20 protein-coding genes are annotated in these 20,273 nt (G+C 65.0%); 16 read left to right on the top strand and 4 right to left on the bottom strand.

Features of this window, described 5'->3' with window-relative positions:
* The first annotated feature begins 61 nt into the window (after window positions 1–61).
* The 6 genes from GR328_RS08905 to pheT all read left to right on the top strand — a co-directional run bounded on the left by GR328_RS08905 (window position 62) and on the right by pheT (window position 6,489).
* Window positions 62–1,306 (top strand): glycosyltransferase, encoded by a 1,245-nt coding sequence (locus GR328_RS08905; protein WP_160884172.1) that lies wholly within the window; start codon window positions 62–64, stop codon window positions 1,304–1,306.
* A 127-nt stretch (window positions 1,307–1,433) separates the two neighbouring features.
* On the top strand, window positions 1,434–1,964 hold the full coding sequence (gene infC / locus GR328_RS08910) for a translation initiation factor IF-3 (RefSeq protein WP_160884173.1): 531 nt from the start codon (window positions 1,434–1,436) through the stop codon (window positions 1,962–1,964).
* Between the two features lie 200 nt (window positions 1,965–2,164).
* Window positions 2,165–2,365: a 50S ribosomal protein L35 gene (gene rpmI / locus GR328_RS08915; RefSeq protein ID WP_027315905.1), complete on the top strand. Its 201-nt coding sequence runs from the start codon at window positions 2,165–2,167 to the stop codon at window positions 2,363–2,365.
* Between the two features lie 42 nt (window positions 2,366–2,407).
* Window positions 2,408–2,776: a 50S ribosomal protein L20 gene (rplT, locus tag GR328_RS08920; protein WP_160884174.1), complete on the top strand. Its 369-nt coding sequence runs from the start codon at window positions 2,408–2,410 to the stop codon at window positions 2,774–2,776.
* A gap of 191 nt (window positions 2,777–2,967) precedes the next feature.
* The gene (gene pheS, locus GR328_RS08925; RefSeq protein ID WP_160884175.1) at window positions 2,968–4,050 is read left to right on the top strand and encodes a phenylalanine--tRNA ligase subunit alpha; all 1,083 of its coding nucleotides are present in this window, start codon (window positions 2,968–2,970) and stop codon (window positions 4,048–4,050) included.
* Between the two features lie 15 nt (window positions 4,051–4,065).
* Complete coding sequence (pheT, locus tag GR328_RS08930) at window positions 4,066–6,489, top strand: phenylalanine--tRNA ligase subunit beta (protein WP_160884176.1); 2,424 nt, start codon at window positions 4,066–4,068, stop codon at window positions 6,487–6,489.
* A 339-nt stretch (window positions 6,490–6,828) separates the two neighbouring features.
* On the opposite strand, the gene GR328_RS08935 is transcribed toward pheT, so the two are convergent.
* Window positions 6,829–7,614: a HesA/MoeB/ThiF family protein gene (locus GR328_RS08935; RefSeq protein ID WP_160884177.1), complete on the bottom strand. Its 786-nt coding sequence runs from the start codon at window positions 7,612–7,614 to the stop codon at window positions 6,829–6,831.
* A gap of 156 nt (window positions 7,615–7,770) precedes the next feature.
* Here GR328_RS08935 and GR328_RS08940 point away from each other — a divergent pair, with 156 nt between their 5' ends.
* From GR328_RS08940 to GR328_RS08985, 10 genes are all read left to right on the top strand, one after another.
* Window positions 7,771–8,775, top strand: coding sequence for a BMP family lipoprotein (locus GR328_RS08940; protein ID WP_160884178.1), 1,005 nt, complete (start codon window positions 7,771–7,773; stop codon window positions 8,773–8,775).
* 120 nt (window positions 8,776–8,895) lie between these two features.
* Window positions 8,896–10,419 (top strand): ABC transporter ATP-binding protein, encoded by a 1,524-nt coding sequence (locus tag GR328_RS08945; protein WP_160884179.1) that lies wholly within the window; start codon window positions 8,896–8,898, stop codon window positions 10,417–10,419.
* Window positions 10,419–10,853, top strand: a complete 435-nt coding sequence (locus GR328_RS08950; RefSeq protein ID WP_160884180.1) for a VOC family protein — start codon at window positions 10,419–10,421, stop codon at window positions 10,851–10,853. Before GR328_RS08945 ends, GR328_RS08950 begins: the two co-directional genes overlap by 1 nt.
* Window positions 10,850–11,953, top strand: coding sequence for an ABC transporter permease subunit (locus GR328_RS08955; protein WP_160884181.1), 1,104 nt, complete (start codon window positions 10,850–10,852; stop codon window positions 11,951–11,953). The genes GR328_RS08950 and GR328_RS08955 overlap by 4 nt, the downstream gene beginning before the upstream one ends.
* A gap of 2 nt (window positions 11,954–11,955) precedes the next feature.
* A complete protein-coding gene (locus GR328_RS08960; protein ID WP_160884397.1) occupies window positions 11,956–12,861 on the top strand; it encodes an ABC transporter permease in 906 nt (301 codons plus the stop codon).
* Window position 12,862: 1 nt separating this feature from the next.
* A complete protein-coding gene (locus tag GR328_RS08965) occupies window positions 12,863–13,267 on the top strand; it encodes a cytidine deaminase (RefSeq protein WP_160884182.1) in 405 nt (134 codons plus the stop codon).
* A 9-nt stretch (window positions 13,268–13,276) separates the two neighbouring features.
* Window positions 13,277–14,083 (top strand): purine-nucleoside phosphorylase, encoded by an 807-nt coding sequence (locus GR328_RS08970; RefSeq protein WP_160884183.1) that lies wholly within the window; start codon window positions 13,277–13,279, stop codon window positions 14,081–14,083.
* 3 nt (window positions 14,084–14,086) lie between these two features.
* On the top strand, window positions 14,087–14,848 hold the full coding sequence (gene deoC, locus GR328_RS08975) for a deoxyribose-phosphate aldolase (protein WP_160884184.1): 762 nt from the start codon (window positions 14,087–14,089) through the stop codon (window positions 14,846–14,848).
* 1 nt (window position 14,849) lies between these two features.
* A complete protein-coding gene (deoA, locus tag GR328_RS08980) occupies window positions 14,850–16,172 on the top strand; it encodes a thymidine phosphorylase (RefSeq protein ID WP_160884185.1) in 1,323 nt (440 codons plus the stop codon).
* Window positions 16,169–17,110, top strand: a complete 942-nt coding sequence (locus GR328_RS08985) for a 2-hydroxyacid dehydrogenase (protein ID WP_160884186.1) — start codon at window positions 16,169–16,171, stop codon at window positions 17,108–17,110. The genes deoA and GR328_RS08985 overlap by 4 nt, the downstream gene beginning before the upstream one ends.
* Window positions 17,111–17,125: 15 nt before the next feature.
* Here GR328_RS08985 and GR328_RS08990 read toward each other — a convergent pair whose 3' ends face one another.
* From GR328_RS08990 to GR328_RS09000, 3 genes are all read right to left on the bottom strand, one after another.
* Window positions 17,126–17,827: a sulfite exporter TauE/SafE family protein gene (locus tag GR328_RS08990; protein ID WP_160884398.1), complete on the bottom strand. Its 702-nt coding sequence runs from the start codon at window positions 17,825–17,827 to the stop codon at window positions 17,126–17,128.
* A gap of 65 nt (window positions 17,828–17,892) precedes the next feature.
* Entirely contained in the window at window positions 17,893–18,741 is an 849-nt protein-coding gene (locus GR328_RS08995) for a C40 family peptidase (protein WP_160884187.1), read from the bottom strand.
* Window positions 18,742–18,819: 78 nt separating this feature from the next.
* The gene (locus tag GR328_RS09000) at window positions 18,820–20,202 is read right to left on the bottom strand and encodes a leucyl aminopeptidase family protein (RefSeq protein WP_160884188.1); all 1,383 of its coding nucleotides are present in this window, start codon (window positions 20,200–20,202) and stop codon (window positions 18,820–18,822) included.
* Window positions 20,203–20,273: the final 71 nt, after the last annotated feature.

Below are 20,273 nucleotides of genomic sequence, written 5' to 3' on the forward strand. Positions count from 1 at the left end.
CTGCTTTGAAGCAAGGGTTTGAAGCGATTCTGTCAACCACTTCGAGAAGGCTCTTACATCGGTGAGTTTTTCAGCGCGACCCGGCGGAGGAGCGTCTTTCCCGTCATCCAGTATTCATCCCCTGGCGGGCCGGACCATCCTGCAGATCATTCCGGAGCTTGAAGCCGGCGGGGCGGAGCGCACCACAGTGGACATCGCCGAGGGCCTGGTCCATGCAGGCGCAAGGGCGCTTGTGGCGACCGAGGGCGGTCGGCTCGTGGGCGAGCTCCAGGCCAAGGGCGGCATCTGGGTTCCGTTCCCGGCGGCGACGAAAAACCCCTTCTCCATGCTCCTCAACGTGCGCAGGCTCGCCAGGATATGCCATAGGGAGGGCGTAGCCCTGGTCCATGCCCGCTCCCGGGCGCCGGCCTGGGTGGCTCTGGGCGCGGCGCGCAGCCTCAACATCCCCTTCGTGACCACCTATCACGGCAGCTATTCCGGCCGCTCGTCGGTGAAGGTGCTCTACAATTCGGTCATGGCCCGGGGCGACGTGGTCATCGCAAACTCGCAATACACAAGCGGCCTGATCCGCTCGCACTACCCCCAGGCCGCGGACCGGATCGGGGTGATCTACCGGGGAACGGATTTCCTGAAATTCTCGCCCTCCGCGGTGGCGCCGGAGCGAATCGAGGCTCTGAGGAAAGCCTGGAACGTGGCGCCTCACGAGCGGGTGGTGCTGCTCGCCGCCCGGCTCACGGGCTGGAAGGGACAAAAGGTCCTCATCGAGGCCGCCGCGAAGCTGCGTGACGCAGGCGTGAAGGATGTCGTCTACATCCTGGCGGGGGATCCGCAGGGCCGGGACTCCTACGTAAAGGAGCTCGAGGGCCTCATCGAGGCCAGGAAGCTGAAGAAGATCGTGCGTCGGGTCGGCCATTGCGCCGACATGCCGGCGGCCTTCCTGGCGGCGGCGGTGGTGACGGTACCCTCGACGGAGCCCGAGGCTTTCGGGCGCTCGGCGGTAGAGGCGCAGGCCATGGGCACCCCCGTCGTGGTCTCGGATCTCGGGGCCGTGCCGGAGACGGTGCTCGCGCCGCCCGCCGTTCCGCCGCTGGAGCGCACCGGCTGGCGGGTTCCGGCGGGCGATGCCGATGCGCTCGCGGAGGCGGTCGGTGCCGCCCTGAACCTGGGTGCCAGCGCCAGAATCGCGTTGAGCAACCGGGCGAGGGCCCATGTGGAGCGCCACTTTTCCCTCGAACGGATGGTTTCGAGCACGCTCAATGTGTATTCAGCCCTCCTGGATAGCTGGTCAGCCCACAGAACAAGTTGACTTCCGGCCATTTTGCGCGAAATGTCTGAGCATTCTCGGCAATGTTGAGCATGCTGCGGAGGCTTTCGATGAAGTCTCCTTCCTCGACTGAGCCCTCAAACAGGAGATATGAGCCATTCGCCGTCCAATGAGACCCTTGCCGGTGCCGCAGAAAGAAGGCCCGCGCGCCAACCGAGACATCCGCGGAGTTCGTGAAGTTCAGCTGATCGATGATGCCGGGCAGAACCGGGGCGTGATGCCCTTCTTCGATGCGCTTCGCATCGCGGAAGATGCCGGCCTCGACCTGGTGGAAATCTCGCCGAACGCGTCTCCCCCGGTCTGCAAGATCCTCGACTACGGCAAATTCCGCTTCCTGGAACAGAAGAAGGCCGCCGAGGCGCGCAAGAAGCAGAAGACCGTCGAGGTCAAGGAAATCAAGCTGCGCCCGGGCATCGACGACCACGATTACGACGTCAAGATGAAGGCCATGAAGGGCTTCTTCGAGGAGGGCAACAAGGTGAAGATCACTTTGCGCTTCCGCGGTCGTGAGATGGCGCACCAGGATCTGGGCCTGAAGGTCCTCGAGCGCGTGAAGGCCGATGTGGGCGATCTCGCTAAGGTCGAGCAGGAGCCCAACTTCGAAGGCCGCCAGGTCGTCATGGTGCTGGCGCCCCGCTAAGGGATTCCGGCTTCAGTGAATTTGATGGCCGCCGGCATCCGGCGGCCATTGCTTTTCGGGTCGGCTTCTGCCATAAGCCGCCCTTCATCGAACCGCCCGGCTGTTAGGGCTGCCGTGGCGGTTCGTTTTGCTCACAGCAGCAATGAATGGGCCGAAAGGGCGGTTTCGCCGCCCCGGACGCCTGACCAAAGGAGAGCCAAATGCCCAAGCTGAAGACGAAATCTGGCGCGAAGAAGCGCTTCAAGATCACTGGCACCGGCAAGGTCGTTTACGCCCAGTCCGGCAAGCGCCACGGGATGATCAAGCGGACCAACAAGCAGATCCGTAACCTGCGCGGCACCACGACGCTGTTTGAGGGCGACGCTTACAACGTGAAGAAGTACTTCCTGCCGAACGGCTAAGGCGGTCTTCCCCCACATCCCGGATTTTGAAGGAGTTTTTCCATGGCCCGCGTCAAACGGGGCGTTACCGCCCACGCCAAGCACAAGAAGGTTCTGAAGGCTGCCAAAGGTTTCTACGGCCGCCGCAAGAACACCATCCGCATCGCCAAGCAGGCGGTCGAGAAGAGCATGCAATATGCCACTCGCGACCGTCGCAACAAGAAGCGCACCTTCCGCGCTCTCTGGATCCAGCGCCTCAACGCTGCGGTGCGCCTGCATGGCCTGACCTATTCCCGATTTATCGACGGTCTCGGCAAGGCTGGGATCGAGGTCGATCGCAAGGTCCTGTCCGAACTGGCCATCCACGAGCCGGCGGCTTTCGCCGCTTACGTGGAGCGCGCCAAGGCCGCCCTGCCGCAGCAGGCCGCTTGAGTCGGATAGACTAGCTTCGGTGCGGCTGGCCTGTTCAGCCGCACCGCCTTACTCCCCCTTCTCCGAGACCACCCGCGCTGACGGCCTGAACGCTGTCGGTTGCCTCTTCGCGGCTCGGACGACTTGACGGTTCCCGCGCCGCACCCCACTCAAGGCGCCTCCATGGGGCGCTCGCATCTGGCCAGGGACCGATGACCGATCTCAATCAACTCGAACGTGACCTGCTTTCCCAGGTCGAAGCCGCCGGCGACGAAGCGGCTCTCGAAGCCGTACGCGTCTCCGCGCTCGGCAAGAAGGGCTCCGTCTCCGAATTGCTCAAAACCCTCGGCTCCATGACCCCGGAGGAGCGGAAGGAACGCGGCCCGCTCATCAACGGCCTGCGCGACAAGGTGCAGACCGCGATCGCCGCCAAGAAGGAGACGCTCGCCGAGGCGGCGCTCGAGGCGAGGCTTGCCGCCGAGCGCATCGACGTGACGCTGCCCGTGCCGGAGGCGCCCGAGGCGCGCGGCCGCATCCACCCCATCAGCCAGGTGATCGAGGAACTGACGGCGATCTTCGCCGATATGGGCTTCTCCGTGGCCGAGGGTCCGGATATTGAGACGGACTATCTCAATTTCACGGCGCTCAACTTCCCTGAAGGCCATCCGGCCCGCGAGATGCACGACACCTTCTTTCTCGCCCCCGACGAGAAGGGCGAGCGCAAGGTGCTGCGCACGCATACCTCGCCCGTGCAGGTGCGCACGATGACCTCCAAGGCGCCGCCGATCCGCGTGATCATCCCGGGTCGCACCTATCGGCACGACTCGGATCAGACTCACACGCCGATGTTCCACCAGGTGGAAGGCCTCGTCATCGACAAGTCGGCCAACATCGCGCACATGAAGTGGATCCTGGAAGAGTTCTGCAAGGCTTTCTTCGAGGTCGATCAGGTGAAGATGCGGTTCCGCCCGTCCTTCTTCCCCTTCACGGAACCGTCCGCTGAAGTCGACATCCAGTGCTCGCGAAAGGGCGGCGAGATCCGCTTCGGCGAGGGCAGCGATTGGCTCGAGATCCTCGGCTGCGGCATGGTGCATCCGAACGTGCTCAGGAATTGCGGCCTCGATCCGGACGAGTACCAGGGCTTCGCATGGGGTATGGGCATCGACCGCATCGCGATGCTGAAATACGGCATGCCGGATCTGCGCCCGTTTTTCGAGGCCGACGTGCGCTGGCTGAACCATTACGGCTTCCGCCCGCTCGACATTCCGTCCCTCGTCAGCGGCCTGACTGCGTAAAGAAGGAGAGCCCCCATGAAATTCACCCTCTCCTGGTTGAAAGACCATCTCGACACCACGGCATCTCTCGACGAGATCGTGGAAACGCTCACGCGCATTGGCCTCGAGGTCGAAGGTGTGGAGGACAAGGCGAAGACGCTTGCGCCTTACACGATCGCCTATGTGATCGCCGCCGAGCAACATCCGAACGCCGACAGGCTTCGCGTGTGCATGGTCGATACGGGCGCGGGCAAGCCGATCCAGGTCGTCTGCGGCGCACCGAACGCCCGCACGGGCATGAAGAGCGTGTTCGCGCCGCCCGGCACCTACATTCCGGGCAAGAACATCACCCTCGGGATCGGCACCATTCGCGGCGTCGAGAGCGCAGGCATGCTGTGCTCAGGCTCGGAGCTCGAAATCTCCGATGATCACGACGGCATTATCGAACTGCCGGAGGATGCACCGGTGGGTAAAGCCTATGCAGCCTATGCGGGCCTCGACGATCCGGTGATCGAGATCAATCTCACGCCGAACCGTCCCGATTGCACCTCGATCCACGGCATCGCGCGCGATCTGGCCGCCGCGGGTCTCGGCACCCTGAAGGCCGATGCGGTTCCTGCCGTTCAGGGTCGGGGCGCGTGCCCCGTTTCCGTGACGCTCGATTTCGTCCCCGGTGACGAGAAGCTCTGCCCGGTCTTTGCGCTACGCCTCGTGCGCGGGGTGAAGAACGGCCCGTCGCCGGAATGGATGCAGCGCCGCCTGCTCTCCATCGGCCTTCGCCCGATCAACGCGCTCGTCGACATCACAAACTACGTCACCTTCGACCGCGGACGTCCGCTGCACGTGTTCGATCTCAAGAAGGTGAAGGGCAATCTCACCGTTCGCCGCGCGAAAGCCGGCGAAGAGGTGCTTGCCCTCGACGGACGCACCTACGCGCTCGATTCCGGCACCGTGGTAATCGCCGACGAGAGCGGCGTCGAGTCCATCGCCGGTATCATGGGCGGCGAGCATTCGGGCTCCGATGAGGGCACCACGGACGTGCTGATCGAATCCGCACTCTGGGATCCGCTGAACATCGCTCAGACGGGCCGCAAGCACGGCATCATCACCGATGCGCGCTATCGCTTCGAGCGCGGCATCGATCCGGCCTTCACTCTGCCGGGCCTCGATCTCGCCACGCAGATGGTCATCGATCTCTGCGGCGGCGAGCCGAGCGAAGCCGTGGTGGCGGGTCAGGTGCCTGACACCAGCCGCGTCATCGCATTCCCGTGGTCGGAGGTACCGCGCCTGTCGGGTCTCGACGTAAGGCCCGCCGAGTCGGAGGAGATCCTCAGAAAACTCGGCTTCAAGGTTGAGGGCTCGGGCGAGCGCGTGAACGTCACGCCCCCGTCCTGGCGTCCCGACATCGAAGGCAAGGCGGATCTCGTCGAGGAGGTCATCCGCATCGCCGGCGTCGACCGCATCGAGCCGCAGCCTCTGGCGCGCCTCGAAGCTGCCGTCGCCAAGCCGATCCTCACGCTGATCCAGAAGCGCACGCGCCTTGCGCGCCGCGCACTCGCCGTGCGCGGCCTGGTGGAGGCCGTCACCTGGTCCTTCATCTCGAAGGGCGAGGCCGAACTCTTCGGTGGCGGCGATCCGCGTCTGTCGCTCGCCAATCCGATTGCGGCGGAACTCTCCGACATGCGGCCGAGCCTGCTGCCGGGCCTGCTCAAGGCCGCGCAGCGCAACGCGGATCGCGGCTTCGGTGACGTGGCGCTCTTCGAGGTTGGCCAGACTTTCGCATCCGACGAGCCTGAGGGCCAGTCGATCAAGGCCGCCGCCGTGCGTCGCGGCACGGCGCGCGCGGAAGGTGTCGGCCGTCACTGGGACGGCGGAGCCGAGAGCGTCGATGCCTTCGATGCGAAGGCGGATGTGCTGGCGCTGCTCGCGGCGCTCGGCATTCCGGCCGGTGGTCTGCAGATCGTTTCCGGCGGTCCGGCCTGGTTCCATCCCGGCCGCTCGGGCACGCTCCAGTTCGGCCCGAGGAACGTGGTCGGCGCCTTTGGCGAGGTTCACCCGAAGATCCTGAAGGCCCTCGACCTGAAGGGGCCGCTGGTGGCTTTCGAGCTCGATCTCAATGCGCTCGTGCCCCCCAAGGCGAAGCCCACCAAGATGAGGCCGAGGCTGGGCCTGCCCGACTTCCAGCCGCTCACACGTGATTTCGCCTTTGTGGTCGGCCGCGACGTAGCGGCAGGCGACATCGTGAAGGCGGCCCAGGGCGCCGAGCGTCAGCTGATCGTGGGCGTCGACGTGTTCGACGTGTACGAGGGCACCGGCATCGACCCGGACAAAAAGTCCGTAGCGATTGCCGTCACGCTCCAGCCCACGGAAAAGACGCTTACCGACGTGGAGATCGAGGCCGTCTCGTCCAAGATCGTCGCCGAAGTCGCCAAGAAGACCGGGGCCGTGTTACGGTCCTGATCCCAAGCAGCGATCATCTCGGGGCAACGCCGTGTGACCCCGGGATGGTTTTCTGAAACAGGCACCTCCATCTCCTCGCCATGGCCGGGCCTGTTCCGGCCATCCCAATCCGAAAAACGCGGCGCTTTATGGAAATGGGATCACCGGCACAAGGCCGGCGATGACGCGTAGTAGCGCCAGAAGGACGAGGGAGCGTGCGGGGATGAGGAAAGCATCTCTCCTCAGCTGGGGTGTTCCCGACGGGTGCAAGGAAAAGTCCTCCCGGACGTATCCGAGACAGTCGGGAAGGAAACACACGCTCAATTCTGCCTGCGGTCCCAAGTCTTCGCGGCGCTCAGACTAGGACGAGATCGATCCGGACCCATTCAGCGGATTTCCCTCGTCCCACCCGTACCGGATCGTGTCGAAGCGCATGGAGCGCGCATCGACCATCAGCAGACGCCCGACGAGGCTCTCCCCGAAGCCGACGATCTCCCGGACGACCTCCATTGCCATCAGGCTTCCCATCACCCCGGCCAAGGCTCCCAGCACGCCGGCCTCCGCACAGGTCGGGATCGCGCCCGGCGGAGGCGGGGAGGGGAACAGGCAGCGATAGGTCGGGTTCGGCACGCCGTCGGGGCCGGTCTCGTGGGCCCTGATCGTGGTCAACGAGCCGTCGAACTGACCCAGTGCCGCCGTGACCAGAGGCCTGCATTCATGAAAGCAGGCGTCGGACACCGCATAGCGGGCCTCGAAATTGTCCGTGCCGTCGGCGACGATGTCATAGGATCGGACGAGTTCGCGGGCATTCTGGGGGGTCAGCCGCACCGCATGCGGCTCTGCCGTTACGTAAGGGTTCAGGCGCTGGATGGCCCTGGCCGCGCTGTCCACCTTCAGGGAACCGATATCGGGCGTTCCGTGTATCACCTGTCGCTGCAGGTTGGAGAGGGACACCGTATCGTGGTCCACGAGGCCGATGGTGCCGACGCCGGCCGCCGCAAGGTATTGGACCAGCGGGGCGCCAAGTCCCCCAGCGCCGATGACGAGCACGCGGGCACTTTTGAGCTTCGCCTGTCCCGGGCCGCCCACGTCCCTCAGGACCAGATGGCGGGCATAGCGGTCGATTTCGTCGGATGTCAGGGTCATAGGGTGAGCTTAACGCCGGAGCACGGGCTATCAACCATTCGTTGAAGGAAAGTAATGCCATATCTTGACAGGGATCTTGGCGTCATGACCCTTCCCATGCCATCGTCAAGAGGCAACCGGACGCTAAAATCCGGCCACAGACAGGGAACAATGCCGATGACAGCAACCAAGTTCTGCCTCGCGCTTGCGGGCCTCGCTTTCTCCGCTGCGGCTGCCTTCGCGCAGCAGGCGGTTTTCAAGCCCGCCGTCGTCTACGATCTGGGCGGCAAGTTCGACAAGTCCTTCAACGAGGGCGTTCACATGGGCGCCGAGAAGTTCAAGAAGGATACGGGCACCGAATACCGCGATTTCGAGCCTCAGAACGACGCTCAGCGTGAGCAGGCCCTGCGCCGCTTCGCCCGGGATGGTTACTCGCCGATCGTGGCTGTCGGCTTTTCCCAGGAAACCGCTCTGAAGAAGGTTGCCGAGGAGTTCCCTAACATCAAGTTCGCCATCATCGACGCCGTGGTCGAGAAGCCGAACGTGCAGTCCATCGTGTTCAAGGAGCATGAGGGCTCGTTCCTGGTAGGTCTGCTCGCCGCCAGGGCCTCGAAGACTGGCAAGGTCGGGTTCGTGGGCGGCATGGACATTCCGCTCATCCGCAAGTTCGCCTGCGGCTACGTTCAGGGGGTCAAATACGCCAACAAGGATGCCGAGGTGTTCCAGAACATGACCGGCACCACCGGTGCCGCCTGGAACGATCCCGTCAAGGGCGGCGAACTCGCCAAGGGGCAGATCAGCCGCGGCGCGGACGTGATCTATCATGCAGCCGGTGGCACCGGCGTGGGCGTGCTGCGGGCCGCCGCCGATGCGGGCAAGCTCGGCATCGGCGTCGATTCCAACCAGAACGGCCTGCATCCGGGGAAGGTGCTGACCTCAATGGTCAAGCGCGTGGACGTGGCCACCTACAACGCCTTCGATCAGGCCAAGAAGGGCACCTTCAAGAGCGGCCTCCAGGTTCTCGGCCTCGCGGAGGACGGCGTGGCCTGGGCGCTCGACGACCATAACAAGTCGCTGATCACCGCCGACATGAAAGCCGCCGCCGACAAGGCCGCCGCCGATATCAAGTCCGGCGCCATCAAGGTCCACGACTACATGTCGGACTCCAAGTGCCCGATGTAAGCCGAGGTTTCGATCCGGCCGCAGGCTCTCCCGAGAGGCCTGCGGCCGTTTCCGTTTTCAGGTTCGTGCGTTATCCGATAAGATTCGCCTAGTCTTCCTTCGGACAACCCCCAGAGGCCGATGTCTCCCGCGATTGAACTCATTGCCATCAACAAGAGCTTCGGCGCCGTTCATGCCAACAAGGATGTGAACTTGATCGTCGAGCGCGGCGCGATCCACGGCATTGTCGGGGAGAACGGGGCGGGCAAATCGACCCTCATGTCGATCCTCTACGGCTTCTACGAAGCTGATTCCGGCGAGATCCGCGTGAATGGGGCGCCCATCCGGATCCGTTCCTCAAATGATGCGATCGCGGCCGGTATCGGCATGGTTCACCAGCATTTCATGCTGGTCGAGCCGCTCACTGTGGTCGAGAACGTGATGCTCGGCGCCGAGGGCGGCGCCATGCTGCGCGCGGGAGAGGCCAAGGTTCGCAAGGAACTCGCACGGCTGGCCCAGGATTACGGCCTCGACATCGATGCGGACGCCATCGTCGGCGAGCTCTCCGTCGGGCTTCAGCAGCGCATCGAGATCCTGAAGGCGCTCTATCGCGGCGCCGACATTCTCATTCTCGACGAGCCCACCGCCGTGCTGACTCCCGCCGAGGCGGATGCGCTGTTCGAACTGCTCCGCTCACTGAAAGAGCAGGGTAAGACTGTTATTCTCATCACCCACAAGCTGCGCGAGATCATGGCGGTGACGGATCGTGTCTCCGTCATGCGGCGCGGCGAGATGGTGTCGACCGTGGAGACCGCGAACACATCGCCGCCGGAACTGGCGGAGGCGATGGTCGGACGCCGCGTGCTGCTGCGCGTTGAGAAAACAGAGAAGGCGCCTGGCGCGCCCGTGCTCGAAATACGCAATCTCTCCGTCGTCGATACGCGCGGCGTGCTGCGTGTTGCCGATGTCTCCTTCACCGTCCATGCGGGCGAGATCGTCGGCATCGCCGGCGTGGCGGGCAACGGACAGAGCGAGTTGCTCGAAACGATCGCCGGGATGCGCCAGCCCTCGGTCGGCTCCATCCGCTTCGAGGGGCGCGATATCCCCTCATCACGACACAATCCGCACCGCATGCGCGAACTCGGTCTTCTGCATGTGCCGGAGGATCGCCTGCGCACGGGCCTCGTTCCGGCTTTCCCCGCTTTCGAGAGCGCCATTCTCGGCTTCTCTCATGAGCCGCAGCTCGGCCCCGGCCCGCTCCTCGATCACGATCGCCTCGTGGCGGATCTGGCGAAGACGATGGAGCAATACGACGTGCGTCCGCCCGCTCCGCGTCTGAAGACATCGAACTTCTCCGGCGGCAATCAGCAGAAGATCGTGCTGGCGCGCGAGATCGAGCGCAATCCGAAGGTGCTTCTCGTGGGACAGCCGACGCGCGGCGTGGATATCGGTGCCATCGAGTTCATCCACCGCCGCCTCATCGCGCTTCGCGACGCGGGTGTGGGCATACTGCTCGTATCGGTGGAACTCGACGAGATCATGCATCTCTCCGACCGCATTCTCACCATGTGCGGGGCCAGGATCACCGGCGAGCGCAGAGCCGCTGAAACGAACGAACAGGATCTCGGCCTGCTCATGGCCGGTGTTACCGACGAGGCCGCCTGATGCAGCCGCGATTGTCACTCGTCACCCTTGGCGTTTCGGATCTCGAAAAGTCACGTGCCTTCTACGAGGCATGGGGCTGGAAGGCCTCTTCCGCCAGCCAGCCCGGCGTCGTGTTCTTCCAGGCGAACGGCCTTGCGCTCGCCCTCTTCGGGCGTGCCGATCTCGCCAAGGATGCGGGGGTCGAGGACAGGCCCACGGGTTTTGCCGCCGTCACGCTCGCCTACAACGCGCATTCGAAGCAGGAGGCCGATGAGGTTTACGCCCGAGCCATCACGGCAGGCGCCTCCGCGATGAAACCGCTGCAGGACGTGTTTTGGGGCGGCTATTCGGGCTATTTCGCCGATCCCGACGGGCACCTGTGGGAGGTGGCCTGGAATCCCTTCTTCCCTCTCGACGAGCAGGGCTGCCTGTTCCTGCCGGACCATCAGACGTGAGCGCTCCCATCCAATTGCCCAAATGGGCCGAAACGGTTCTCGTGCCCGCCATCTCGGTCGCGGCAGCCTTTCTGATCGCTGGTCTCGTGGTGCTCAGTATCGGTGAGAATCCGCTGACGGCAACGCGCTATCTGCTGCAGGGAAGCCTCGGCACGGGGGAAGGCCTTGGCTTCACCCTGTTCTATGCCACCGACTTCATCTTCGTGGGGCTCGCGGTGGCGGTGGCCTATCATGCGGGCCTTTTCAATATCGGCGGCGAGGGTCAGGCGACGCTGGCGGGCTTAGGCATCGCGCTCGCGCTCAACAACCTCGCTTTCCTGCCGGGCTTCCTGCTCATTCCCGTCGGCATTCTTTCCGCCGCCGCGTTCGGCGCAGCATGGGCGGCGGTGCCAGGCTATCTGCAGGCCAAGCGCGGCAGCCACATCGTGATCACCACGATCATGTTCAACTGGCTGGCAAGCGTGCTGATCGTGTACCTGCTCGTGAACGTGCTGCGCGAGCCGCAATCCATGAATCCGGAGACGCCCTCCTTTCCCGAGACCTCCCATATTCCGTTCATGCACGAGGCGTTCGCCTGGTTCGGCATTACGATTCCCTCCTCTCAGCTCAACCTCACCCTGGTCCTGGCGCTGCTCTCCGCCTATCTCGTCTGGCTGCTCATCTATCGCTCGCGCCTCGGCTACGCGATCCGGGTAGTCGGCTCCAATCCTACCGCTGCGGTCTATGCCGGCATTTCGCCGGCGCGCATCATCATCATCGCCATGATGCTGTCTGGGGCGCTCGCGGGCGGCCTCGCGGTCAACGAGCTCATGGGTTACCAGCACCGCCTGCTCCTGGAATTCACTTCCGGCTATGGCTTCGTCGGCATCGCCGTCGCGCTCATGGGGCGCGCCCATCCGGTGGGCATCATCCTCGCCTCGCTGCTGTTCGGCATTCTCTATCAGGGCGGCGCGGAGCTGGCCTTCGAGCAGCCCAACATCACCCGCGACATGGTGGTGGTGATCGGCGGGATCATCATTCTGTTCGCCGGCGCGCTGGACGGCCTGTTCCGGCGCCTCGTCGCGCAGCTCTTCACGCGCCAAAAACTGGCGGGGGCGTGAACATGGATCCCGGCATCATCGCAACCATTCTCGATTCCGCGCTGCGCCTCGCGATCCCGCTGCTCGCCGCGTGTCTTGCGGGCCTGTGGTCGGAACGGTCGGGCGTCGTGGATATCGGCCTCGAGGGCAAGATGCTGGTCTCGGCCTTTGCCGCCGCCGCCGCGGCCTACGCGTTCGGCTCCGCCTGGATCGGCCTCGTCTTCGGCATCATGGCATCGGTGGCTTTCGGCCTCGTTCACGGCTTCGCCTCCATCAGCCAGCGCGGCAACCAGATCGTGTCGGGGGTCGCCATCAACATGCTGGCGGCGGGACTCACCGCCATCGTCGGCAACGCCTGGTACGGGCAGGGCGGCCGCACGCCACCGCTGGAGGGCGTGCAACGCTTCGACGGCATCCTCCTTGGCCACTCGTCACTGGTCTATATCGTGCTGCTCGCCGTACCGCTCACCTGGTTCGTGCTCGGCCGCACGCGCTTCGGCCTGCGCCTGCGCGCCGTCGGCGAGAACCCGGCCGCGGTGGATACGGCCGGGATTTCGGTCGCGCGCCTGCGCTACTCGGCCGTGGTGATCGGCGGAATTCTCTGCGGGATCGGCGGCACCTATCTCTCGGTCGGCCAAGCGGCGGGCTTCCTGCCCAACATGACGGCGGGACGAGGATTCATCGCGCTCGCGGCCCTCATCTTCGCCAAGTGGCGGGCCTGGCCCGCACTCGGGGCCTGCTTTCTCTTCGGTCTTCTCGATGCCATCGCCAATCAGCTGCAGGGGCTTTTCATTCCAGGCGTCGGCGAGGTTCCGGTGCAGGCCATCCAGGCGCTGCCCTATCTCATGACGGTGATCCTGCTCGCCGGCGTCATCGGCAAGGCCATCCCGCCCCGGGCGGCTGGCGTACCCTATGTGAAGGAGCGCTGACATGTCGTCTCTCGAGACGCTTTTCCAGGCCGCCAAGGCCGTTCAGGCCAAGGCCTATGCGCCCTATTCGCGCTTCAGGGTGGGAGCCGCCATCGCGACCTCGGAGGGCCGCGTGTTCACCGGCTGCAACGTGGAGAACGCGGCCTATCCCGTCGGCTCCTGCGCGGAGGCGGGTGCCATTTCCGCGATGGTCGCGGGGGGTGAAAGCCGCATCGGCGAGATCGTGGTGATGGGGGAGGGCGACATTCTCTGCACACCCTGCGGCGGCTGCCGCCAGCGCATCCGCGAATTCGCCGCGCCGGATACCAGGATCCATGTCGCGGGCCCGGAGGGCATCCGCCGGACCTTTACCCTGGATGAGCTGTTGCCCTTCTCGTTCGGGCCCGACAATCTGGCGGACAGGTAAGAGACGATCATGCAGCAGAACGTTCAAGAGGCGGCCGAATTCGTGCGTGCCCGCGGCTTTGGCGGCTGCTTCGATGCAGCCTTCGTGCTCGGGACGGGACTGGGGACCCTGGTCGATGAGGTGGAGGACGCGACAAGCCTCGCCTTTGCGGACATTCCGCATTTTCCGAGAAGCGGCGTCTCCGGGCATGCGGGCAGGCTCGTGGCCGGGCAGCTCGAGGGAAAGCGTGTTCTGCTGTTCCAGGGGCGCGCACACTATTACGAAACCGGCGATGCGGGCGCGATGCGGCTTCCTGTTGCCTTTGTGAAGGAGCTCGGCATTCCGGTGCTGGTCGCCACCAATGCGGCAGGCTCCGTGCGGGCGTCGATCCGTCCGGGGAGCTTGGTCGCGATCAGCGACCATCTCAATCTTTCCGGCGCGAATCCGCTGCTGCGCGATCACACGGAAGGCCGTTTCGTCTCGCTGACCCGTGCCTACGATCCCGCTTTGCGCGAGGGTCTGCAACGCGCTGCAAGAAAGAGCGGCATCGACCTGACGGAGGGCGTCTATGCCTGGCTGTCCGGCCCAAGCTTCGAGACGCCCGCCGAGATCAGGATGGTGCAGATCCTCGGCGGCGATCTCGTCGGCATGTCGACCGTGCCGGAGGTGATCCTCGCGCGATATTACGGCTTGCGAGTCGCCGCTGTCTCGGTCGTCACCAACCTGGCGGCGGGGATCGAGGGCGCCTCGCCCTCGCACCAGGAAACCAAGGACACGGCGGCGGAAGCCTCCGAGAAGTTCAAGCGCCTCATCCGTTCCTTCGTCGCGGAGCTTTAAGACATGTCCGATGCGCAGATTGCCCAGCATGCTTTGCGTTGCCTCGATTTTACCGATCTGACGGACAATTGTACCGATCAGGCGATCGACGCCCTGTGCAGGAAAGCGCTCGATTTGCGCGGGCCCGTGGCCGCTGTCTGCGTCTGGCCGCAATTCGTGAAGCGCGCGCAGGAGGCTCTAAGAGGCTCGCCCGTGCGCATCGCGACGGTGGTGAACTTTCCTGCAGGCGGAGAGGAGGTTGACCGTGTCACGGACGATGTGCAGGAGGCGCTCTCCGACGGCGCGAACGAGATCGATCTGGTGATTCCCTACAATGCCGTGCGCCGCGGCGATCTGGCGATCGCGACAGAGATGGTTGAGGCGGTGCGCGATCTCGTGGACCAGGAGCGGCTTCTCAAGGTGATCCTGGAAACCGGCGAGCTGAAGGATGCGAAGCTGATCGAGACCGCAAGCCGCCTTTCCATCGATGCCGGCGCGGACTTCATCAAGACATCGACTGGCAAGACGCCCGTATCCGCGACGCCGGAAGCCGCCGAGATCATGCTCGATGCCATCAAGATCTCCGGGCGCGAGGTGGGCCTGAAGCCGTCCGGCGGTATCCGCACCGTTGCCGATGCGCGGCTCTATCTCGATCTCGCCGAGCGCATCATGGGGCCGGGCTGGGCGACGCCGCAGCATTTCCGCATCGGTGCGAGCAGCGTCTACGATGCGTTGATCGCCGCCATCGAGGGACGGAGTACTGCCGCCACCACCGGAGCGTACTGACATGGCCCTTCTTCCGCAGGAAATCATCCGCCGCAAGCGCGACGGCGGCACGCTTGAGGCAGGCGAGGTCGAGAGCTTCATTCAGGGATTGACCTCGGGGGCGGTTTCCGAGGGTCAGGCTGCCGCCTTCGCCATGGCGATCTTCTTCCGTGGTCTTACCGTGCCGGAACGCGTGGCGCTGACGCGCGCTATGATGAATTCGGGCGAGGTGCTGATGTGGGATTTGCCGGGCCCCGTGCTCGACAAGCATTCCACCGGCGGTGTGGGCGACACGGTGAGCCTTGCGCTCGGCCCGGCCGTCGCGGCCTGCGGCGGCTACGTGCCGATGATCTCCGGGCGCGGCCTGGGGCACACGGGCGGCACCCTCGACAAGTTCGATTCCATTCCGGGCTACGTGACGCAGCCCGACATCGACACCTTCCGCCGTGTCACGCGCGAGGTCGGCTGCGCCATCATCGGCCAAACGGCGGATCTCGCGCCCGCCGACAAGCGCCTCTACGCCATTCGCGACGTGACGGCGACGGTGGAATCCGTCGATCTCATCACCGCGTCCATCCTGTCGAAGAAATTGTCAGCTGGCCTTCAGGGGCTCGTGATGGACGTGAAGTTCGGCTCAGGCGCCTTCATGGACAACGTGAAGGATGCGCGCGCCCTGGCCGAGAGTCTCGTGCTCGTCGCCAACGGGGCCGGGCTGCCTACCAGCGCCTTGCTCACCGACATGAATCAGCCTCTCGCCTCCGCAGCAGGCAACGCAGTGGAGGTGGCCTATGCGGTCGATTATCTGACGGGCCGCCATCGTGAGAAGCGGTTCCACGAGGTGACGGTGGAATTGTCCGCCGAGATGCTGGTGCTGGGCGGGATTGCCGCCGGTATCGATGAGGCGCGCACGAAGATCGAGAATGCGATTTCATCCGGCAAGGCCGCCGAGGTGTTCCAGCGCATGGTCTCGGCACTCGGCGGTCCAGCGGATTTCGTGGAGAAGCATGACAGGCACCTGCAGGCCGCTCCCGTGATCCGTCCCATCCCTGCGGAACGCGCCGGGATCGTGCAGAGCATCGCCACGCGCGACTTGGGCGTGGCCGTGGTGGCTCTGGGCGGTGGGCGCACGCGCCCGCAGGACGCAATCGATCACGCGGTCGGCCTCAGTGGGCTTGCCGAGATCGGCGATACGGTCGATGCGAACCGCCCGCTCGCCATCGTGCATGCGCGCAGCGAAGAGGCGGCGGAGGCCGCCGCGCGCGTGGTGCGCGCCGCCTATACTCTCGGGGATGCGAAAGCGGAGCCCCGAGCCCTGATCCTCGAACGTATTGGAGCAATGCCTTGAGCCTTCTCGTCGCCGTCACCTGGGAAACGCAGCCTTGGGTCGATCGCTTCACGCGCCATCTTCCCGGTCGCGAGATCGTCGTGCTGGGAGAGGAGTTCGACCGGGCCAGCATCCGTTACGTCGCCACCTGGGGGCCAAAGCCGGGGAGTCTGGACGGCCTTCCGAATCTCGAGGCGGTCTTCTCTCTTGGTGCCGGTGTCGATCATCTCATGGGGTATCCCGGTCTTCCGGACGTGCCGATCGTACGGGTGGCGCAGGACGATCTTACTCATCGCATGAGCGAATACATGGTCATGCATTGTCTCTTGTATCTGCGAGACCATGCGCGCTTCGCGGCCGCACAGCGTACCAAGCGCTGGGAGGAGGACCGTTCGCCGCCGATCGCGGGAGATGTTCGCGTCGGCATCATGGGCTTTGGCGTGCTGGGGCAGGATGCGGCCTTCAAGCTCAAGATGATGGGCTTTAACGTAGCGGGCTGGAGCCGCACGCCGAAGAGCGTCGAGGGCTTCAAGGTCTATTCCGGCGAGAATGAGTTCGATGCATTTTTGGCGCGCACGGATATCCTCATCGCCCTCGTTCCGCTCACGCCCGACACGCGCGGCATACTCAACCGCAGCCTGTTCAGGAAGCTGGCGCGGGACGGAAGGCTCGGCGGTCCCATCCTCATCAATGCGGGCCGCGGCGGGCTGCAGGTGGAGAGCGATATCCTCGCCTGCCTCGACGACGGAACGCTCAAGGCGGCAACGCTCGACGTGTTCGAAAAGGAGCCGCTGCCGGAGAATTCCCCGCTCTGGGAGCATCCCCGCGTCACAATCACGCCGCACAACGCAGCCGTGAGCGAGCCCGAGGCGACGGCGCGCTACATTGCGGATCAGATTCGCCGTTACGAGGCGGGCGAGCCCTTCCAGAACGTCGTGGATCGCACGCGGGGCTATTGAGACTAGGGCGGGGTGTCAGAGCACTCCGTAACCTTTCAACCCGTCCCAGAGGAGCTTCAGCGCCGTCAGCGTGAGCAGCCCGTAGCAGAGGCGGTAGAGCTGTCTCTGATCGAGGCGCTCATGCAGCCTGTAGCCGGACCAGACGCCGAGGGGGATGAGGGGAAGGCACAGCGCCATCAGGATCCAGAGCTGCTGCCCGGGTTTCGCCAGCATCAGCCACGGCGCCGCTTTCATCAGGTTGCCTGCGGCGAAGAAGCTGCTGCTCGTCCCCGCATAGACAGCTTTGGGAAGGCCCAGGGAAAGGAGGTACATGGCAGCCGGCGGGCCGCCGGAATGGGCCATCATGGATGATATGCCCGATGCAGTTCCTGCGATCCATGCCTTCACCTTCGAGCGCGGCCGCTGAACGATCCTGCCGCCGCCGCGAAACCACAGTCCCGTAAAGGTCAGCGTGATCAGTGCGATCAGGATGGCGAAGCCATGCCGGTCAACCACTTTCATGAGCATGAAGCCGATGGCCGTGCCAAGAGCGAGGGCAGGCACCAGAAGCGCGAGATCGATCCTCGACCAGGTCTTCGGCCGCCAGTAATAGAGCGCGAACGCGTCCATCAGCACGAAGAGCGGCGCGAGAAGCGCGCCGGCGGTGATCGGGTCCATCACGAGGGACAGAACCGGGATGCCGATGACGGCGAGCCCGCCGCCGAATGCGCCCTTCATGAAGGCGATGAGGAAGACGCCGAAGGCGGCGACGAAAAAGACGGATAGATCGGGCACGACGCCGCCTACAGGCGTTTGACGGAGCTGATCGGTCCGTAGCTGGTCCTGCGGATGCGCTCCTCGGCCGCCGCGAGGGGCTCGATCATCACAGTCATGCTGTGGCCGGTGGCGTGGATGAAGTGCGTCTCGTCCATCATCAGGCCCACATGGCCCTTCCAGAACACCAGGTCGCCGCGCCTGAGGCCGCCGAGATCGGGCTTGATCTCGACGGCGGTGCCGAGCTCCCGCTCCTGCATGTCGCTGTCGCGGGGAGCCTTGATGCCGGCGGCCGCCAGCACGGTTTGGGTGAGGCCGGAGCAGTCGATGCCGAGGCTCGTCTTGCCGCCCCAGAGATAGGGCGTGTGCAGGAACCGCTCGGCGACGCTCACATAATCGGGCTCCTTCGAGTCGAGAGGAGCTAGGTGTGGAGCATAGACCCAGAAGCCGTCGGCGAGCCGCGCGTAATCGCCCTCAGTGTCAGTGACCGCGAGCTTGGAGTTGAGGGTCAGATAATCCCGATAGGGGAGTTTCAGGTTCGGGCCCGGATAGACGAAGGTGCGGATGGCCGCGACCCTGTGCGTCGGCGCCGGTCCCGGTTCTCCCAGGGCAGCGCCCGGCAGATAGCCGACATAGCCGTCCTCGTGCAGCTGCACCCAGGCCCAGCCCTCGTGCTCGTTATAGACGGTTACGGCTTCCCCGAAGATCGCCTGCGTATCGACCGGCGCCTCCCGCGAGGGATTGCGGTGGAGAGGAGCAAAGGAGGCGACGACGCGCCTCGCCGTGCCCGTCGTGTAGCGCTCGGCTTCCACCTGCCCACGGAGCCTCTCGTCGGCCAGATCGGCACGGATCGGGGTGATGCGGCGGTCGAAACTCATCGAGGCGGCTCCTTGGCACGGACGGTGGCGATTTCTCCTAGCTCTTCCGTGGCCATTGCGCCAGCGACCGCGCGTCGCTCAGGGCGCGTAGCGCTTCTTGAGGAGCGCATACATGAGGCGGGCCGCCTGCACCTCTCCGCCTTCCGGGCGGGCGGGACGCGGCGCGTTGTTCCAGGCGAAGATGTCGAAATGCACATGTGCCTTGGCCTCGGAGACGAAGCGGCGCAGGAACAGGGCCGCGGTGATCGAGCCCGCCATCGGCCCACCCGTGTTGTTCATGTCGGCGTATTTCGAGTCGAGCTGGCCCTGGTAGGGTGCCCACAGCGGCAGGCGCCACACGGGGTCGTTCACCTCCAGGCCGGTGCGGGCGATCTCGGCGGCAAGCTCCTCGTCGTCCGTGTAGAAGGGCGGAAGCTCGGGGCCGAGGGCCACGCGGGCGGCCCCCGTCAGCGTCGCGAAATCGACGATGAGGTCTGGCTTCTCCTCGTCCGCCAGCGCCAGCGCATCGGCGAGGATGAGACGGCCCTCCGCGTCCGTGTTGCCGATCTCGACCGTGACGCCCTTGCGGCTCGCCAGAATGTCGCCCGGGCGGAAGGCGTTGCCGGAGATCGCGTTCTCGACGGCGGGAATGAGCACGCGCAGGCGCAGCCGAAGCTTCGCGCCCATGATCATGTCCGCGAGAGCGAGCGCCGCGGCGGCACCGCCCATGTCCTTGCGCATCAGGAGCATGGACGAGGCGGGCTTGATGTCGAGGCCGCCCGTGTCGAAGGTCACGCCCTTGCCGACGAGGGTGATGCGAGGCGCATCCGCGTCGCCCCAGGTGAAGTCGATGAGGCGCGGCGCCGTCTCCGATGCGCGGCCGACCGCATGGATCATCGGGAAGTTCTGCCTCAGGAGATCGTCGCCGACGATGCTGGTGAATTGCGCTCCGTGTGTCTCCGCGATCTGGCGCGCCGCCGCCTCGATGCCGTCGGGGCCGAGATCGCTCGTGGGTGTGTTGACGAGATCGCGGCCGCGGAACACCGCATCGGCGATCCGCGTCATCTCGTCCGCATCGACCCCCCGGGGTACGACGAGGCGCGCGGACTTCTCCGAGCGCTTGCGGTAGCGGGTGAAGCTGTAAGAACCCAGGATCCATGCGAGCGTAGCGAGCGCCGCGTCCGGCACCCCGGTCTCAAAGCGATAGACGCCCTCCGGAAGGATCACGGGGAGCTTGCCGACGGCGAAAGGATCGCGCTGTTTTGTGTCTTCATCAGCAAGGCCGAAGGCCACGCCAGCGAGACTACCCTCCGCGTCGGGCAGCAGGCAATGGCTGCCTGCCTTGCCCTCGAACCCCTGAGCCTTCGCAAAGCTCTGCGCCGTCTTCGGCATCTGCGCGGAAACGGCGCTCCACGTGCTTTCCGTCACGATCCAGATCGGAAGCGAGTTGTCGGCGGACGTGGCGAGAAGACGGTGGGGCATGGCTGAGCCTTGGGTGTCGCGAGGTCGTTGGAGGTGAGTTGTAGGGGCGAACGAGGCGGCTGTCATCCAGA

Origin of the sequence: Microvirga makkahensis, from assembly GCF_009830105.1 — a bacterium.
Classification (GTDB): domain Bacteria; phylum Pseudomonadota; class Alphaproteobacteria; order Rhizobiales; family Beijerinckiaceae; genus Microvirga; species Microvirga makkahensis.

Bases quoted from the DNA above. Each gene is read 5' to 3' on its own strand.
- infC (WP_160884173.1), top strand. From the start codon at position 1,434: ATGAGACCCTTGCCGGTGCCGCAGAAAGAAGGCCCGCGCGCCAACCGA.
- rpmI (WP_027315905.1), top strand. From the start codon at position 2,165: ATGCCCAAGCTGAAGACGAAATCTGGCGCGAAGAAGCGCTTCAAGATC.
- rplT (WP_160884174.1), top strand. From the start codon at position 2,408: ATGGCCCGCGTCAAACGGGGCGTTACCGCCCACGCCAAGCACAAGAAG.
- pheS (WP_160884175.1), top strand. From the start codon at position 2,968: ATGACCGATCTCAATCAACTCGAACGTGACCTGCTTTCCCAGGTCGAA.
- pheT (WP_160884176.1), top strand. From the start codon at position 4,066: ATGAAATTCACCCTCTCCTGGTTGAAAGACCATCTCGACACCACGGCA.
- GR328_RS08935 (WP_160884177.1), bottom strand. From the start codon at position 7,614: ATGACCCTGACATCCGACGAAATCGACCGCTATGCCCGCCATCTGGTC.
- GR328_RS08940 (WP_160884178.1), top strand. From the start codon at position 7,771: ATGACAGCAACCAAGTTCTGCCTCGCGCTTGCGGGCCTCGCTTTCTCC.
- GR328_RS08945 (WP_160884179.1), top strand. From the start codon at position 8,896: ATGTCTCCCGCGATTGAACTCATTGCCATCAACAAGAGCTTCGGCGCC.
- GR328_RS08950 (WP_160884180.1), top strand. From the start codon at position 10,419: ATGCAGCCGCGATTGTCACTCGTCACCCTTGGCGTTTCGGATCTCGAA.
- GR328_RS08960 (WP_160884397.1), top strand. From the start codon at position 11,956: ATGGATCCCGGCATCATCGCAACCATTCTCGATTCCGCGCTGCGCCTC.
- GR328_RS08965 (WP_160884182.1), top strand. From the start codon at position 12,863: ATGTCGTCTCTCGAGACGCTTTTCCAGGCCGCCAAGGCCGTTCAGGCC.
- GR328_RS08970 (WP_160884183.1), top strand. From the start codon at position 13,277: ATGCAGCAGAACGTTCAAGAGGCGGCCGAATTCGTGCGTGCCCGCGGC.
- deoC (WP_160884184.1), top strand. From the start codon at position 14,087: ATGTCCGATGCGCAGATTGCCCAGCATGCTTTGCGTTGCCTCGATTTT.
- deoA (WP_160884185.1), top strand. From the start codon at position 14,850: ATGGCCCTTCTTCCGCAGGAAATCATCCGCCGCAAGCGCGACGGCGGC.
- GR328_RS08990 (WP_160884398.1), bottom strand. From the start codon at position 17,827: ATGAAGGGCGCATTCGGCGGCGGGCTCGCCGTCATCGGCATCCCGGTT.
- GR328_RS08995 (WP_160884187.1), bottom strand. From the start codon at position 18,741: ATGAGTTTCGACCGCCGCATCACCCCGATCCGTGCCGATCTGGCCGAC.
- GR328_RS09000 (WP_160884188.1), bottom strand. From the start codon at position 20,202: ATGCCCCACCGTCTTCTCGCCACGTCCGCCGACAACTCGCTTCCGATC.